Here is a 15681-nt window from a genome sequence, read left to right on the forward strand (position 1 = left end):
CGCCGACATGGCCGGCCGGCTCGCGCGCGCGTGCGAACAGCTGGGGCTGGACGCCGACGCGTCCGCCCGGGCCAGGCTGCTCGACTACCTGGCGCAGATGCAGCGCTGGAACCGGACCTACAACCTCACCGCGATCCGCGATCCGCAGCAGATGCTGGTGCAGCACCTGTTCGACAGCCTGGCCGCCGTGGCGCCCTTCAGCGAGGCGCTGGGCGGTCCGGACGCGCCGGCCAAGGTCTACGACGTCGGCTCGGGCGGAGGCCTGCCTGGCGTCGTCCTGGCCATCATGCGGCCGCACTGGTCCGTGACCTGCGTGGACGCCGTCGAAAAGAAAACCGCATTCGTGCGCCAGATGAGCGGCGCGCTGGCCCTGCCCAACCTGCAGGCGCGCCACGCCCGCATCGAAACGCTGGAGCCGGCCGAGTGCAACATTGTCACGTCGCGCGCCTTCGCATCGCTGGACGATTTTGCGCAGCTCGCAGGTCGGCACGTGCGCAACGATGGTACCCTCGTCGCCATGAAGGGCAAGCACCCCGAGGATGAAATCCAGGCGTTGCATGCGCGCGGGCAATGGCAAGTCGATCACATACAGCCGCTGTCCGTGCCGGAACTGCAAGCGGAACGCTGCCTGGTCTGGATGCGCCGCAGTCAAGGAACCCTATGAAGAACATACCCCCCAGCACGACCGCCCGCGTATTCTGCATTGCCAACCAGAAGGGCGGTGTGGGCAAGACGACCACCGCCATCAACCTGGCGGCCGGCCTTGCCACGCACAAGCAACGCGTGCTGCTGGTGGACCTGGACCCTCAGGGCAACGCCACGATGGGCAGCGGCATCGACAAGAACTCGCTCGAATCGAACCTGTACCAGGTGCTGATCGGCGAAGCCGGCATCGAACAGGCGCGCGTGCGCTCCGAATCGGGCGGCTACGACGTGCTGCCGGCCAACCGCGAACTCTCCGGCGCCGAGATCGACCTGGTGCAGATGGAACAGCGCGAGCGCCAGCTCAAGGCCGCCATCGACACCGTCTCCAGCCAGTACGACTTCGTGCTGATCGACTGCCCGCCCACGCTCTCGCTGCTGACCCTGAACGGCCTGGCCGCCGCCCACGGCGTCATCATTCCGATGCAGTGCGAATACTTCGCGCTCGAAGGCCTGTCCGACCTGGTCAACACCATCAAGCGCGTGCATCGCAACATCAACGACGACCTGCGCGTCATCGGCCTGCTGCGCGTGATGTTCGACCCGCGCATGACGCTGCAACAGCAAGTGTCCGCGCAACTCGAGGCGCATTTCGGCGACAAGGTCTTCAAGACGGTCGTGCCGCGCAACGTGCGCCTGGCCGAAGCACCCAGTTACGGCATGCCCGGCGTGATCTATGACCGCGCGTCACGCGGCGCGCAGGCCTACATTGCATTTGGTGCCGAAATGATCGAGCGCGTAAAACGGGATTTGAAGTAATCCATATCCATGTCGGCCTCCGCGCGCATCGCTCCGCTTCCGTCGATCGCCCGCCGCGTGCCTTGCGCCGGCGAGCGCGACAGCCTGCGCGTGCGTCTCGAAGAGGCCGCGCTGAACGCGACGGCGGTCGGCGCGCAGGTGCTTTATGATGGCTGGCTGGTGCGTTTCGCGCAGTCGCCGGCCAAGCGCATGCGCAGCGTGAATGTGCTGGGGTTATCCACACGTACGCTGGATGAGCGGCTGGCGTATTGTTCATCGTTGTACGCGCGCCATGGCCTGCCTATGGTGCTGCGCCTGACCTCCATCGGCCCCGACTTTTCCCTCGATGCCGACCTGGAGGCCCGCGGTTATGTTTACACCGGCGAGACCCGGGTCATGAGCATGCCGCTCGCGCCCGGGCACGGCGCCACGGGCGGGCTGCGGTTCCAGACGATCGCCGCAGACCGTTTCGCGCAGGCGGTCGGCGCCATGCGCGGCGCCTTGCCCGAGCACGTCGACGAACACCGCAGGCGCCTGCAGGGCCTGGCTGTGGATATCCTGCCGGTGCTTGCCACGGACGCGGCGGGGCGCGGCGTCGCCGCCGGCCTGGCCGTGCGCGACGGCGATCTGCTCGGCCTGTTCGACATCGTCACCGACCCCGCAGAGCGGCGCAAAGGCCATGCCGGCGCCCTGGTGGAACACTTATTGGCTCTGGGCGCTGCCGGCGGCGCCACGACAGCCTATCTGCAGGTCGAGCCGGAAAATTCAGCCGCGCGCGCCTTGTACGGCCGCTACGGTTTCAAAGACTGTTACGCGTATTGGTATCGCGTGCCCGCCGAGCACGCGGACACCTGAGCCTGGCTCGGGATACAAAAACAGAAGGAAAGAGGATTTAACTATGGCCACCAAGAAACCCAAGGGATTGGGCCGCGGACTGGACGCCTTGCTCGGCGCGGACGCGCCCGCCATCGAGAACATCGGCAAGGCCGCGGCCAAGCCCGAGGGTCCGCCGTCCACCTTGCCCGTCTCCAAGATGCGCGCCGGCAAATACCAGCCGCGCACGCGCATGGACGAGGGCGCCCTGGGCGAACTGGCCGAATCGATCCGCACACAAGGCATCATGCAACCCATACTTGTGCGCGCGCTGGGCGAGGCCGCGCCCGGCCAGTACGAAATCATCGCGGGCGAGCGCCGTTTTCGCGCCGCCCAGATCGCCGGCCTGAAGGAAGTGCCGGTGCTGGTGCGCGAAGTGGCCGACGAGAACGCGGCCGTCATGGCGCTGATCGAAAACATCCAGCGCGAAGACCTGAACCCGCTCGAAGAGGCGCAGGGCGTGCGCCGCCTGCTGGACGAATTCGGCCTCACGCACGAACAGGCCGCACAGGCCATCGGCCGCTCGCGTTCGGCCACCAGCAACCTGCTGCGCCTGCTCAACCTGGCCGCCCCGGTGCAGACCATGCTGCTGGCCGGCGACGTGGACATGGGCCACGCGCGCGCGCTGCTGGCCGTGGACGCGGCCACGCAGATCCAGCTGGCCAATCTAATCATTGCGCGCCGCCTGTCGGTGCGCGAAGCCGAAAAACTGGTCGCCAAGACCGCCAAGGACGCCGACGCGTCGGCCGCGCCGCGCAAGAAAACCAACGGCGCCTCGCGCGACCTGACGCGCCTGGAGGAAGCCCTGTCCGACCACCTGGGCACGCGCGTCGCGCTCAAGGTGGGCGCCAAGGAAAAAGGGCAGATCGTCATCGACTTCCACGGCTGGGAGCACCTGAATTCGCTGCTGGAACGCCAGGGCCTGTCCGGAGTGGTGGATGCCTGAGCGCGCGCTGCCTGTCATCGCCGTACTGGCGACGGGCGGCACCATCGCCGGCGCCCAGCCCGACGCCACCGCCGCCGGCTACAAGGCGGGCTCGGTCGGCGTGGGCGAGCTGCTGGCCGCCGTGCCGCAGCTGGCCGCCATCGCCGACATTCGCGCCGAACAGGTCGCCAACGTCGGCAGCCAGAACATGACGCACGAGGTCTGGCGCGCGCTGGCGCTGCGCGTGGACGCGCTGTGCCAGGACCCATCGGTGGCCGGCATCGTCATCACGCACGGCACGGACACGCTGGAGGAAACCGCGTATTTCCTAAGCCTGGTGATCCGCCACGACAAGCCCATCGTGCTGGTGGGCGCCATGCGTCCGGCCACCGCGCTGGGCGCCGAGGGCCCGGCCAATCTGTATAACGCCGTGGCGCTGGCGCGCCATCCCGACGCCCGCGGCCGCGGACCGCTGGTGGTCATGAACGAGGACCTGCACTACGCCCGCGAGATCCAGAAGACCGCGGCCGCCGGCCTGTGCGCGTTCGCGTCGCCGAACCGCGGCCGCGCCGGCGTCATGCACGGCGGCGCGCCGCAGTTCTATTCGCGCAACACCACCGCGCACACCACAGAAAGCGAGTTTTCACTCGCATTGCTGGAGCGGGCCGGCTGGCCGCGCGTGGCCATCGTCTACGCCCACGCCGACCTGCAGGACGACCTGATCGATTTCCTGGCCGGCGCGGCCGACGGCATCGTGCTGGCCGGCGTCGGCGACGGCAACGCCACCGACCTGGCCATCGACGGCCTGCTGCGGGCCGCCGCCAGCGGCGTCGCGGTGGTGCGCGCCAGCCGCACCGGCAGCGGCCTGGTGGCGCGCGACGTGGAACTGGACGACGCCGCCCTGGGCTTCGTCGCCGCGCGCGACCTGAACCCGCAGAAGGCGCGCATCCTGCTGATGCTGGGCCTGTGCGTCACGCGCGACCCGCAGGCGCTGCAGCGCTTCTTCGACCGCTACTGAACGCCTGAATCGGCCGCCTGGAGTCCGCGGCCCAGGCCGAGCTGGGTCTTGAGCATGTCGTAGACCTGGCGCGTCAGCGGATTGATCAGATCGCGTCTTATCCACAGGAAGTAGGTCACGTCCGGCAGCGGCGGCAGCCCTTCCTTCTCGCCCAGCACCCGCATCTCCGGCCCCAGCAGTTCCACGCTGCGCGCCGTCACGCCCAGGCGCGCGCGCAGCGCGGCCTTGATCCCCACCAGGTTCGGCGCCACGTAGTTGGTGTGCCAGCGCACCTGCGCCTGTTCCAGCGCATTGAGCGCCAGCCGGCGGAAGATGCTGGGCTCGTCGGCCAGCACCAGCGGCACCGGGGCGTGCATATCGTGCACATAGTCGGCGCAGGCCAGCCACACCGTGGGCGAACTGCGCAGCGCCACGCCTTCGAACTCCTGGTCGAAGCGGGTCGAGATCGTCAGGTCCAGCTCGCCGGCGCGCAGCGCGTCCATCAGGAACGGGCTGCGATCGGTGCGGATCTCCAGTTTCACGCGCGGCGCCGAGCGCGCGATGTGCATCAGCAGGGTGGGCAATATGGTGTCGGCCACGTCCAGCGGCGCGCCCAGGCGCAGGTCGCCTTCCAGCGGCCCGTCCTGCAGGGCGCGCAGCGCCTCGTCGTTGATGGCCAGTATGTGGCGCGCGTAGGCCACCAGGCGCCGGCCATGCGAGGACAGCACCTTGTTGCGGCCCTGCTTTTCGAACAGCGGCTGGCCGATGACCGATTCCAGCCGCTGCATCTGCTGGGTCACGGCCGACTGGGTCTTGTGCAGCCGGGTGGCGGCCTGCGAGAAGGTCTCGTATTGGGCGATGGCGGTCAGGGTGCGGAGCAGGTCCAGGTCCAGATTGCGCATGGCAGGCTAAAAGTATTAGGAACGCTAATGGAATATTAAGGCAATTTAAATTGTTTACGCCGGGCGCGGGGGATACATTGGCTTTGATAACGACCGACAACAGGGAAAATCAAAGTGAGCACTCCGCATCCCCATCAGGCCGGCATAGACGGCGCCATCGGAAATATTAAGAAAACTGTAGGAAATAAGGGGCTGAACCGCGACAGCCTCAAGCTGGTGCTGGACGAGCTGATCGGCCTGGCCGGCCACACCGACTGGTGGGCGGCCGACCGCTATCCCGCGCCCGAGGACGGCGAGCGCCAGGCGCGCTACCTGATCGCCGAAGACCCCGACAAAAGCTACGCGCTCTATCTGAACGTGATGCGTCCGGGCAAGCAGATCGTTCCCCACAACCACACGACCTGGGCCTGTATCGCGGCCGTGGAAGGCGTGGAACACAACTACGTGTACGACCGCCTGGACGACGGCGCGACGCCCGGCGTGGGCCGCCTGAAGCAGACCGGCACCGTGGTGGTGGGGCCGGGCGCCGGCATCGCGCTGATGCCGGATGACATCCACGCCGTGGAAATCCAGGGCGACAGCGTCATCCGCCACCTGCACATGTACGGCCGCGCGCTGGAGACCCTGAACGAACGCCTGGCGTTCGACCTGGAAGCGGGCACCTGCAAAGTCATGCCGATCGGCGTGCAGACGCGGCGCTGAGCATGGACAAGCCGCTGCGGCCCGCGACGCGCCTGCTGCGCGCAGGGCGTCCCCACCGGGGCTGGGTCAATACGCCGGTCACGCGCGCCAGCACCTATGTCTTCGACAGCGTGCAGGCCTGGCGCGATACGCGCGCCCGGCGCGAACAGGAACGCCTGCCGTCCTATGGCGCGCGCGGCACCGACAGCACCCACGCGCTCGAGGATGCGCTGGTCGAGCTGGAGGGCGGCCACCGCGCCAATCTGTATCCGACCGGCCAGGCCGCCATCGCCACCGTGCTGCTCGCCTATCTGCGCGCCGGCGACCACGTGCTGCTCACCGATGCGGTGTACGAGCCGGTGCGCCGCTTCTGCGCCGAGCACCTGTCGCGGCTGGGCGTCGAATACACGTACTACCGGCCGGACGGCGCCGGCATCGCGGCGCTCATCCGCCCCAACACGCGGATGATCTATGCCGAGTCGCCCGGTTCGCTGACCTACGAGATGCCGGACCTGCCCGCGCTCGCCGAACTGGCGCGCCGGCATGACTGCTGGCTGGCTGTGGACAACACCTGGGCCTCCGGCCTGCTGTGCCAGCCGCTGGCGCTGGGCGCCGACATCTCCATTCTCGCGGCCACCAAATACCTGGGCGGACATGCCGACGTGATGATGGGCGCGGTCGTGACCAATGCGCGCGCCTGGCGCGCCCTGGAGCGCGCCACCATCGATTTCGGCCAGACGGTGGGCGCCGACGACGCGTACCTGGTGCTGCGTGGCATGCGTTCGCTGCCCCTGCGCATGGCCCAGCATGCGCGCAGCGCGCTGCGCGTGGCGGACTGGCTGCTGGGCCGCCCCGAAGTGGCGCGCGTGCTCTGTCCGGCGCTGCCCGGCGATCCCTCGCACGCCATCTGGAAGCGCGACTGCAGCGGCGCCAACGGCTTGCTGACGGTGGAGTTCTCGGCCGGGTTCGGCGAGGCGGACGTCGAACGCCTGCTCGACGGGCTGCGGCTTTTCGGCATCGGCGCGTCGTGGGGCGGATTCGAAAGCCTGGCGATCCCGGTGCGGCTGGATAGCTGCCGTTCGCTGCCCGACACCGAAAAGCGCGGTGTCATGGCGCGCCTGCACATCGGCCTGGAAGACCCCGAAGACCTCATCGCCGATCTCGAACATGCGCTGTCCGCGCTTTCCTCCGTTTCCCGTTCCCTCTGAATCCGATGATGCATCCCACCCCTGACCATTCCGTCGCCGACGTCGATACGCACACGCTCAAGCAATGGCTGCATGACGGCGGCGAAATCGCGTTGCTGGACGTGCGCGAACACGGCCAGTACGGCGAGTCCCACCTGTTCTACGCCGTGCCGCTGCCCTACAGCCGGCTCGAAGTGGACGTCGTGCGCCTGGCGCCGCGACGCGACGTGCGGATGGCGATCTACGACGAGGGCGGCGACGACGCCACCGCCTTGCGCGCCGCGCGCGCGCTGGCCGCGCTGGGCTATACCAATGTGCACCGCCTGGCCGGCGGCATCGCGCAGTGGCGCGAAGACGGCTACGCCGCCTTCGCCGGCGTCAACGTGCCCAGCAAGACCTTCGGCGAACTGGCCGAAGAAGTTTTCCACACCCCGCGCATCGGCGCGCGCGAACTGGCCGAGCGCCAGCGCCGCGGCGACGACCTGATCGTGCTGGACGGCAGGCCCTATTCCGAATACCAGAAGATGAGCATCCCGGGCGGCGTCTGCTGCCCCAACGGCGAGCTGGCGCTGCGCGCCCACACGCTGGCCAAAAGCCCGCAGACCACCNNNGCTATACCAATGTGCACCGCCTGGCCGGCGGCATCGCGCAGTGGCGCGAAGACGGCTACGCCGCCTTCGCCGGCGTCAACGTGCCCAGCAAGACCTTCGGCGAACTGGCCGAAGAAGTTTTCCACACCCCGCGCATCGGCGCGCGCGAACTGGCCGAGCGCCAGCGCCGCGGCGACGACCTGATCGTGCTGGACGGCAGGCCCTATTCCGAATACCAGAAGATGAGCATCCCGGGCGGCGTCTGCTGCCCCAACGGCGAGCTGGCGCTGCGCGCCCACACGCTGGCCAAAAGCCCGCAGACCACCATCGTGGTCAATTGCGCCGGCCGCACGCGCAGCATCATCGGCGCCCAGACGCTGATCAATCTGGGCGTGCCCAATCCCGTGTACGCGCTGGAAAACGGCACGCAGGGCTGGTATCTCGAAGACCTGCAGCTGGAACACGGCGCGCTGCGCCGCTACGGCGACGACATCGCGCCGCAGGACCTGCCGGCGCTGGCGCAGCGTTCCGCCGCGCTGGCCGAGCGCCACGGCGTGCCCATGGTGTCCGCCGGCGACGTGCAGGCCTGGCTGGACGACGCGGCGCGCAGCACCTTTCTGTGCGACGTGCGCAGCGCCGAGGAATACGCCCAGGGCTCTTTGCCCGGCGCGCAGCACACGCCCGGCGGCCAGCTGATCCAGGCCACCGACCAGTACGTGGCCGTGCGCGGCGCGCGCATCGTCGTGTTCGACGCCGAAGGCGTGCGCGCGCCGGTCATCGCCAGCTGGCTGCGGCAGATGGGCTGGGACGCCAGCGTGCTGAAAGAGGGCGTGCGCGCCCGTCTGGCGTTGCGTGTGGACAGGACGCCCGCGCCGCAGGTCCGCGTGCTGGACGACGCCGCGCTGGCCGAGGCGATGGCGCAGGGCGCGCAGCTGCTGGATATCCGCCCGGGCATGCGCTATCGCGCCCGGCATATCGACGGCGCGCGCTGGGCCATCCGCCCGCGCCTGGACCGCCTGCGCCTGGACGCCTCGCGCCCGGTGGTGCTGCTGGCCGAAGACGCCGCGCTGGCCGCCTGGGCCGCGCAGGACTTGAAGGCGCTGGGCGTCGACGACGTCAGCGCCAATACCGGCACGCCGGCCGGCTGGTCCGCCCAGGGCATCGCGCTGGCGTCCACGCCTGACGAGCCCGCCGACGCGGACTGTATCGACTACCTGTTTTTCGTGCATGACCGTCACGACGGCAACAAGGCCGCGGCGCGCCAGTACCTGGCCTGGGAAACCAATCTGGTCAGGCAGATCGACGATCGAGAACGCGCGGCCTACCGCTTTCCGGCCGGCTGACCTATCGCGCCGCGAGGCGCGGCAAATGCATCCAGACAGTACGCCCCGCGGCTGACGCCGCCGGGGTGCGGGCGGTTCATTGCGAACCGAAATGCAACGGACGGCCGAGCATCCGGCCGCCAATACCAGGGGAAATCCAAATGAAGCAGATCGCATCGTACTTTTGCGCAACCGCGGCCGTGGCCGGCCTGCTGTGCGCCGGCGCCGCCCATGCCCAGGCGCCCGCGCCGCTGGCCGACTATCCCAAGCAGGCCATCACCATCGTCTCGCCGTTCCCGCCGGGCGGCGGCAACGACAACGTGGCGCGCCTGATCGCGCAGGAGCTGGGGGCCATCACGGGCCAGAGCGTGGTGGTGGAAAACCGCTCCGGCGCGGGCGGCAACGTCGGCACCGCGCAGGTCTCGCGCGCCAAGCCCGACGGCTACACCCTGGTGATGTCGCAGACCAGCGTGATGGCGGTCAATCCGCGCGTCTACAAGAACGTGGGCTTCGACCCGATCAAGGACTTCGTGCCCATTTCCCAGATCACCTCGGCGCCGCTGGTGCTGGTGACGCGCACCGAAAGCCCGTACCAGTCCCTGAAAGACTATCTGGAGGCCGCGCGCAAGCAGCCCGGCGTGGTCACCTACGCGACGCCCGGCAACGGCACCATGAGCCACCTGATGGGCGCGCTGGTGTCGAAGAAGGCCGACGTCCAGCTGGTGCACGTGCCGTACCGCGGCGCCGCGCCCGCCATCACCGACCTGATGGGCGGCACGGTGGACATGCTGATCACGTCTCCGGCGTCGGCCGAGCCCATGGTGGCCGCGGGCAAGCTGCGCGTGCTGGCGATGAGCCACGAGACCAGCATCGGCCGCTTCAAGGGCGCGCCCACGCTCAAGCAGTCCGGCATGGAGGGCATCACGGCCGATGACTGGTACGGGCTGTTCGCGCCGGCCGGCACCCCCCCCGAGCGCATCGCCTATCTGGCGCAGGCGGTGGGCCAGGCGATGAAGTCGCCCGAGGTGGTCGCGAAGATCAACGGCGGCGGCAGCAATGCGGTGGGCAGCCAGCCCGAGGCCTTCAAGACGCGCCTGGCGCAAGACACGGCCTATTGGGCCGGCATGGTCAAGACCGCCGGCGTGTCGCTGGACTGAAGCCGGCGCGGCGGCGCCCTATACGGCCAGGACGTCGCCGACCGCCGCCTTCAGCGCGGCGTAGGCCGGTTTTTTCTGCGCGCTGGTGTTGGTGACCAGGTGGTCGATGCGGTCCACGCCGCAATAGGACACGCGGCTGCACAGGCCGATCTTGCTGAAGTCGGCCAGCAGCACCAGCCGCTTGGCGTTGGCGGTCATGGCGCGCGCCACTTCGGCTTCGCGCAGATCGTAGTTGGTGGCGCCGAACTCCGCGTCCACGCCCACCGGCGACAGCAGCGCCAGGTCGGCGCGGTAGCGGTGGATTTCCGCGATCGTGATGTCGCCGGCGGTGGCGCAGACCGGGCCGCTGACCGAGCCGCCCAGCATGATGAGCTGGTTGGCGCCGCTGCCGGCGGTGCCGACCTTGAGGGCCACGTCGAACGAGTTGGTGATGATGGTCAGGCCCGACAGCTTGGCCAGTTCGTCGGCCAGCACGCTGGTGGTGCTGCCCGCGTCCAGGAACAGGGTCTGGCCGCTGGAGACCAGGCCGGCCGCCGCCCGCGCGATGGCGCGCTTGTACTTGACGCGGGTGTGCACGCGTTCGGCGATGGGCGGCTCGCTGTGCACCGGCACCGCGCCGCCATGCACCCGGCGCAGTTCGCCCATCGATTCCAGCTCCAGCAGGTCGCGCCTGACGGTCTCCCGCGATACCCCCAATTCGCCGACGATGCGGTCGGTCGATACCTGCTGCAATGAAGACAGCAGGGCGCGGATTCTCTGATACCGCTCTTCTTGCCACATATCCGATGTTTCCTAGTTCTCTATCCCTATGCCCGCCGCCGCGCGGCCCACGCAATCAGCGCGCGCAGGGCCAGCAGGGAACCTCCAACGACCAGCATGATAAGCGTTGAATAGGCCGCCGCCCGCGAGACGAATCCGGCTTCGTCCAGGCGCAGCACCGAAACCGGGGCCACGCTGACCGAAGGCGTGACCAGGAAGATCACCGCCGACAGCGTGACCATGGAGCGCATGAACAGGAAAAAGAAGACGCCCAGCACCGTCGGACCGATCAGCGGCAGCACCGCGTCGCGCAGCACCCGCAGGGTGCCGCCGCCCAGGCAGCTGACCGCTTCCTCCAGGGCCTGCGGCACGGCCCGCATGCCGGTCATCATCGTCAGGAACCCCTGCGTATGGTAGTGGTAGAAGTTGCACAGCGCGATCAGCGCCGCGCTGCCGTACAGCGCGTACAGCGGCGTGCCGGGCGCGTTGAACGCGAAGATGTAGGACAGGCCCAGCACCAGGCCCGGCACCCCCACCGGCAGCACCGACAGCATGTACACCGGCTTGGCCCAGGCGCGCGGGATGCGGCAGACGCCGAAGCTCAGGAAGAACAGCAGCAGCACCCCGCCGCCGGCGGCGGCCAGCGACAGGTACAGCGAGGTCCACAGCGGCGCGTAGCCGCCGCTGACCGTGATGTCATAGTGCTTCAGCGTCCATTCCATGCGGTAGGGCCACAGCCGCATGAAACTGGCGAACACCACCGTGGCCACCGTGACGATGATGGCGCCGGCGGCCAGCAGCACGGCGGCGCCGAAGGCGGCGTCGCGCGCCCGCGCCGGCTGCGGCGCGACCCTCAGGCCGCCGGGCGAGGCCGAGCCGAACTGGCGCTGCGAGGCCACGCGCTCTATCTGCACCGATATCAGCGAAGGCAGCAGCAGCAGGATGCCCACCACCGACCCCAGGCCGAAGTTCATCTGGCCGGACACCTGGCTGTAGATCTCGGTGGCCAGCACGCGGTAGTTGCCGCCGATCACCGCGGCGTTGCCGAAATCGGTGATGGTGATGACGAACACCACGAAGGCCGCGCTCAGCAGGCCGAACTTGCAGTTGGGCAGGGTGATGTCGAAGAACTGGCGCGCGCTGGAGGCGCCCATGACTTCGGCCGCGTCGTAGTAGCGCGCATCCATGTTGCGCAGCGCCGCCTGCAGGATCAGCACGGCCTGGGGCAGGGCATAGAACACGTTGGAGATCAGCAGCCCCCAGAAGCCGTAGATGTCGATGTCCCAGCCGGTCCAGCGGTGCACCAGGCCGTTGCGCCCCAGCAGGAAGATCAGGCCCAGGCCCTGCACCAGCGACGGGGCCAGCAGCGGCAGCACCAGCGCCACCCGCACGATGGCCTTGCCGCGCATGCAGCTGCGGTCCAGCCCATAGGCGATGGCGAAGCCCAGCACGATGCTGACCGCCGTGGTGGCGAAGCTCATGACCAGGCTGTTGAGCGTGGCGGTCAGGATGCCGCGCGTGGCGAAGACTTCGGCGTAGTTGCCCAGGCCGATGGAGCCGTCTTTCTCGACCAGGCTGTTCCAGGCCACGGTCGCCAGCGGATAGAGGAAGAACAGCGCCAGGCCCGCCATCGGTATGCCGACGCAGGTCCAGAGCAGCAGGCGGTCGGCCGTCCAGGGCGCGCGGCCGGCGGGGGCGGCCAGCGCGGCGCCGGCGTGTGCGGCGCTCATCGGAGCGCCCTCATACGCTGACCCAGGCGCACTGGCCCGGCTCCGCGTCCAGGCGCACGGGGGCGCCGCGCGCCAGCCCGGCCGCGCCATGCTGCTCCACCACCAGTTCGCGTCCGCGCCACGCGATGCGCAGGCGGGTCAGGTTGCCCATGAACGTCATGTCCTGCACGCGGCCGGCGCCGCGCTCGTCGGCCGCCACCCGCAGGTTCTCGGGCCGCAGGCAGGCTTCATAGCGCTCGCTGGCGCCTTCGGGGCGGCTCGCCAGCAGCTCGGGCATGGCTTCGCGCACCCAGTCGGTGGGCAGCAGGTTGCTCAGGCCGACGAAGTTGGCCACGAAACGCGTGCGCGGGCGCAGATAGAGGTCGGCCGGCGAGCCGACCTGCTCGATGCGCCCGTCGTTCATGCAGACGATCTTGTCGGCCAGCGTCAAGGCTTCTTCCTGGTCGTGGGTGACCATGATGGTCGGGATTTTCAGGCGCCGCTGCACGTCGTGGATCTCGGCGCGCATATCGGTGCGCACGCGCGCGTCCAGCGCCGACAGCGGTTCGTCCAGCAGGATCAGCGCCGGGTCCACGGCCAGCGCGCGCGCCAGCGCCACGCGCTGCTGCTGGCCGCCGGAGAGCTGGTGCGGGTAGCGTTCGGCGTGCTCGGGCAGCTTGATCAGCGCCAGCAGTTCGCGCACCCGCGACGCGATGCGCTCGCGGCTTTCGCCGCGGATGCGCAGGCCGTAGCCCACGTTCTCGGCCACGGTCATGTTGGGAAACAGCGAGTACGACTGGAACACGATGCCGAAGCCGCGCTTGCGCGCCGGCAGCGCGCTCAGGTCGTGCCCGCCCAGCGTGATGGCGCCGCGGTCGAACGGCAGCAGCCCGGCCACGATGCGCAGCAGCGTGGTCTTGCCGCAGCCGCTGGGCCCGAGCAGGCAGACGAATTCATGCTCGCCCACCGACAGGTCGATGTCCTGCAGCGCGACCGAGCCGTCGAAAGTCTTGCGTATCCCGCGCAATTCCAGGTACATGGGCGTCTCCAGGACGGGACGCGGCCGGCGGCGGCCGGCCGCGCCGCCGTCAACGCTTGATGGTTTCCTGCCAGGTCTTGATGATGGCGTCCCGCTCGGCCGCCGACTTCTGGAAGTCCACGGGGTACAGCACCGTGCCCAGGTCCTTGGGCAGGCCCGCGGCCTCGGCGGCCTTGTTGGGGGCGGCGCCGGGGATGGTGACGAGTTCCTTGTACTTGCTGTAGAGGCCGCCGGCCTGCTGCGACAGGGTCCAGTCCAGGAAGCGCTTGGCGTCCGCGGGATTCTTGGCCGTTTTCATCAGGCCCGAAGCCTCCAGCTCGTAGCCCACCCATTTGGACGGGATCACCATCTTGATGGGATAGCCCTCTTCGATGGACTGCATGGCCGGAAAGGCGAAGGACACGCCGATCGCGTACTCGCCGGCGCGCGCCATCTTGCAGGGACGCGAACCGGAAGGCGTGTACTGCGCCACGTTCTTGTCCAGGTCCTTGAGCAGGGCCCAGCCCTTTTCCTTGCCCAGGCCCTGCAGCAGGGCGGCGATCTGCAGATAGCCGGTGCCGGAGGCGGCCGGGCTGGGGATCACGATCTCGCCCTTGTAGGCGGGCTTGGTCAGGTCTTCCCATGACGTGGGCATGGGCAGGTTCTTGGACTTCAGCCTGTCGGTGTTGACACAGAACGCCGCCACGTAGCCGGTGGCGGCGAACCACTTGTTGTCGGCGCCCTTGTAGCGGGCGGGCAGGGCGTCCATGCCCTTGACCGCATAGGGTTCCAGCAGGTTCTGCAGGCGCGGGTCGAGCATATTGCTGACCGCGAAGCCCCAGATCACGTCCTGCTGCGGGTTGGAGGCCTCGGCGATCAGGCGCGCGCCCAGGTCGCCGGTGGACAGGCGGAGCACGTTGACTTTCAGGTCGGGCATGGCGGCGTTGGCCGCCTTGAGGTAGGCCGCGATCTCGTCTTCCTCGAGCGCGGTGTAGACGGTGATGGCGCCGGCATGGGCCTGCGAGCCGATGGCACCTAGGGAAATTACTGCAACCACAAGGCTGAGCTTCTTCATACATTGCATGATGGGACTCCGGTTGGAATACACGGCAACGGTGCGAGCTACATATGCGGACTGCGGGGCTGCAAGACAGGTGCGAGTTGCAGTTTTAAGTATATTTGCAAATTTGTGGCAACGTGTCTAGACTGGAAAAACCTCGTATGCACGGTTTTTTTTGGCCTGGGCCCGATCCCGCGGCCGGTCTGGAGGCATCACCGATGCAAACCTCATTGCCGCTATCCGCGCCGCAGCTGGCCGCCTATCGCGCGTTCGCCCAGACGCTGGCCGACCGCGTGCGGCCGCTGTCGCGCAAGTGGTTCCGCCATCCGCTGGCGGTCGACACCAAGGCCGACGCCAGCCCCGTCACCCAAGCCGACCGCGAAGTCGAGACGGCCCTGCGCGCGGCCATCGCGGAGCAATACCCGGAGCACGGCATCCTGGGCGAGGAGTTCGGCGTATCGCACATGGAGGCCGAGCTGGTCTGGTCGCTCGATCCCATAGACGGCACCCGCGCCTTTATTTCCGGCAACCCGCTGTGGGGCACGCTGCTGGCGCTGCTGCACCGCGGCAGGCCGGTGCTGGGCCTGATCGACATTCCCGCGCTGGACGAACGCTGGATCGGCGCGGCCGGCCAGCCCGCCAGCCTGAACGGCCACGCCTGTCGCGTCAGCGGCTGCACCGAACTGGGCGAGGCCATCCTCTACGCGACCTCGCCGGACATCTTCGCCGGCGCCGAGCTGGCCGCCTTCGACGCGCTGGCGCAGGCCGCGCGCATGCGCCGCTACGGCGGCGACTGCTACAGCTACGGGCTGCTGGCCAGCGGCCACGTCGACCTGGTGGTCGAGTCCGGCCTGCAGCCATACGACTATCTGGCGCTGATGCCCGTGATCGAAGGGGCAGGCGGCGTCATTACCGACTGGTCCGGGCAGCCGCTCGGCCTCCAGTCGCAGGGCCGCGTGATCGCGGCCGCCACGCCGCAGCTGCATCGCCAGGCGATGCGGCTGCTGGGGGCGGCCGCGACCTGAACGCCGCGCCGCCCGCCCGACAGGTCAACGCAACGC

At 68.9% G+C, this 15681-nt stretch carries 14 protein-coding genes and 2 pseudogenes; 11 read left to right on the plus strand and 5 right to left on the minus strand.

The annotated features are described in order from the left end of the window. Positions 1-7: 7 nt before the first annotated feature. From rsmG to C1I89_RS24245, 5 genes are read left to right on the plus strand one after another with little or no spacing between them, the layout of a single operon-like run. Positions 8-664: a 16S rRNA (guanine(527)-N(7))-methyltransferase RsmG gene (rsmG, locus tag C1I89_RS24225; protein ID WP_181391055.1), complete on the plus strand. Its 657-nt coding sequence runs from the start codon at positions 8-10 to the stop codon at positions 662-664. Beyond that, positions 661-1461 carry a ParA family protein gene (locus tag C1I89_RS24230; protein WP_102774995.1) on the plus strand — a complete coding sequence of 267 codons (801 nt, stop codon included), beginning with the start codon at positions 661-663 and terminating at the stop codon, positions 1459-1461. The genes rsmG and C1I89_RS24230 overlap by 4 nt, the downstream gene beginning before the upstream one ends. A gap of 9 nt (positions 1462-1470) precedes the next feature. After that, positions 1471-2295 (plus strand): GNAT family N-acetyltransferase, encoded by an 825-nt coding sequence (locus C1I89_RS24235; RefSeq protein ID WP_102774996.1) that lies wholly within the window; start codon positions 1471-1473, stop codon positions 2293-2295. Positions 2296-2338: 43 nt separating this feature from the next. Next, complete coding sequence (locus tag C1I89_RS24240) at positions 2339-3259, plus strand: ParB/RepB/Spo0J family partition protein (RefSeq protein ID WP_102774997.1); 921 nt, start codon at positions 2339-2341, stop codon at positions 3257-3259. Further along, positions 3252-4256 (plus strand): asparaginase, encoded by a 1005-nt coding sequence (locus C1I89_RS24245; protein ID WP_102774998.1) that lies wholly within the window; start codon positions 3252-3254, stop codon positions 4254-4256. The genes C1I89_RS24240 and C1I89_RS24245 overlap by 8 nt, the downstream gene beginning before the upstream one ends. Here C1I89_RS24245 and C1I89_RS24250 read toward each other — a convergent pair. After that, positions 4250-5137: a LysR substrate-binding domain-containing protein gene (locus C1I89_RS24250; protein ID WP_102774999.1), complete on the minus strand. Its 888-nt coding sequence runs from the start codon at positions 5135-5137 to the stop codon at positions 4250-4252. The genes C1I89_RS24245 and C1I89_RS24250 overlap by 7 nt on opposite strands. Before the next feature lie 114 nt (positions 5138-5251). Between C1I89_RS24250 and C1I89_RS24255 the strand changes: the two genes are divergently transcribed. From C1I89_RS24255 to C1I89_RS24275, 5 genes and pseudogenes are all read left to right on the plus strand, one after another. Continuing rightward, positions 5252-5839, plus strand: a complete 588-nt coding sequence (locus C1I89_RS24255) for a cysteine dioxygenase family protein (RefSeq protein ID WP_102775000.1) — start codon at positions 5252-5254, stop codon at positions 5837-5839. Between the two features lie 2 nt (positions 5840-5841). Next, entirely contained in the window at positions 5842-7026 is a 1185-nt protein-coding gene (gene metC / locus C1I89_RS24260; RefSeq protein ID WP_102775001.1) for a cystathionine beta-lyase, read from the plus strand. Between the two features lie 8 nt (positions 7027-7034). Continuing rightward, positions 7035-7298, plus strand: a pseudogene (locus C1I89_RS35410) (rhodanese-like domain-containing protein); the annotation flags it as partial. 320 nt (positions 7299-7618) lie between these two features. Beyond that, a pseudogene (locus tag C1I89_RS34625) lies at positions 7619-8938 on the plus strand (rhodanese-like domain-containing protein); the annotation flags it as partial. A 140-nt stretch (positions 8939-9078) separates the two neighbouring features. After that, complete coding sequence (locus C1I89_RS24275; RefSeq protein WP_102775002.1) at positions 9079-10074, plus strand: Bug family tripartite tricarboxylate transporter substrate binding protein; 996 nt, start codon at positions 9079-9081, stop codon at positions 10072-10074. 18 nt (positions 10075-10092) lie between these two features. Here the strand turns inward: C1I89_RS24275 and C1I89_RS24280 are convergent, their stop codons facing one another. From C1I89_RS24280 to C1I89_RS24295, 4 genes are read right to left on the minus strand one after another with little or no spacing between them, the layout of a single operon-like run. Then, the gene (locus C1I89_RS24280; protein WP_102775003.1) at positions 10093-10854 is read right to left on the minus strand and encodes a DeoR/GlpR family DNA-binding transcription regulator; all 762 of its coding nucleotides are present in this window, start codon (positions 10852-10854) and stop codon (positions 10093-10095) included. A 26-nt stretch (positions 10855-10880) separates the two neighbouring features. After that, positions 10881-12563 (minus strand): ABC transporter permease subunit, encoded by a 1683-nt coding sequence (locus tag C1I89_RS24285; RefSeq protein ID WP_102775004.1) that lies wholly within the window; start codon positions 12561-12563, stop codon positions 10881-10883. Between the two features lie 10 nt (positions 12564-12573). Continuing rightward, positions 12574-13581 (minus strand): ABC transporter ATP-binding protein, encoded by a 1008-nt coding sequence (locus C1I89_RS24290; protein ID WP_102775005.1) that lies wholly within the window; start codon positions 13579-13581, stop codon positions 12574-12576. 49 nt (positions 13582-13630) lie between these two features. Then, positions 13631-14644, minus strand: coding sequence for an ABC transporter substrate-binding protein (locus C1I89_RS24295; protein WP_440130663.1), 1014 nt, complete (start codon positions 14642-14644; stop codon positions 13631-13633). Positions 14645-14838: 194 nt separating this feature from the next. Between C1I89_RS24295 and hisN the strand changes: the two genes are divergently transcribed. Beyond that, positions 14839-15645 carry a histidinol-phosphatase gene (hisN, locus tag C1I89_RS24300; protein ID WP_102775007.1) on the plus strand — a complete coding sequence of 269 codons (807 nt, stop codon included), beginning with the start codon at positions 14839-14841 and terminating at the stop codon, positions 15643-15645. The last annotated feature ends 36 nt before the right edge of the window (positions 15646-15681 follow it).

It is taken from the genome of Achromobacter pulmonis (assembly GCF_002885955.2).
Taxonomy (GTDB): Bacteria; Pseudomonadota; Gammaproteobacteria; order Burkholderiales; family Burkholderiaceae_B; genus Achromobacter; species Achromobacter pulmonis_A.

Coding starts and splice junctions, on each gene's coding strand:
- C1I89_RS24295 (WP_440130663.1), bottom strand. CDS start 14,644: ATGCAATGTATGAAGAAGCTCAGCCTTGTGGTTGCAGTAATTTCCCTA.
- C1I89_RS24290 (WP_102775005.1), bottom strand. CDS start 13,581: ATGTACCTGGAATTGCGCGGGATACGCAAGACTTTCGACGGCTCGGTC.
- C1I89_RS24235 (WP_102774996.1), top strand. CDS start 1,471: ATGTCGGCCTCCGCGCGCATCGCTCCGCTTCCGTCGATCGCCCGCCGC.
- C1I89_RS24285 (WP_102775004.1), bottom strand. CDS start 12,563: ATGAGCGCCGCACACGCCGGCGCCGCGCTGGCCGCCCCCGCCGGCCGC.
- C1I89_RS24275 (WP_102775002.1), top strand. CDS start 9,079: ATGAAGCAGATCGCATCGTACTTTTGCGCAACCGCGGCCGTGGCCGGC.
- hisN (WP_102775007.1), top strand. CDS start 14,839: ATGCAAACCTCATTGCCGCTATCCGCGCCGCAGCTGGCCGCCTATCGC.
- C1I89_RS24240 (WP_102774997.1), top strand. CDS start 2,339: ATGGCCACCAAGAAACCCAAGGGATTGGGCCGCGGACTGGACGCCTTG.
- metC (WP_102775001.1), top strand. CDS start 5,842: ATGGACAAGCCGCTGCGGCCCGCGACGCGCCTGCTGCGCGCAGGGCGT.
- C1I89_RS24280 (WP_102775003.1), bottom strand. CDS start 10,854: ATGTGGCAAGAAGAGCGGTATCAGAGAATCCGCGCCCTGCTGTCTTCA.
- C1I89_RS24250 (WP_102774999.1), bottom strand. CDS start 5,137: ATGCGCAATCTGGACCTGGACCTGCTCCGCACCCTGACCGCCATCGCC.
- C1I89_RS24230 (WP_102774995.1), top strand. CDS start 661: ATGAAGAACATACCCCCCAGCACGACCGCCCGCGTATTCTGCATTGCC.
- C1I89_RS24245 (WP_102774998.1), top strand. CDS start 3,252: ATGCCTGAGCGCGCGCTGCCTGTCATCGCCGTACTGGCGACGGGCGGC.
- rsmG (WP_181391055.1), top strand. CDS start 8: ATGGCCGGCCGGCTCGCGCGCGCGTGCGAACAGCTGGGGCTGGACGCC.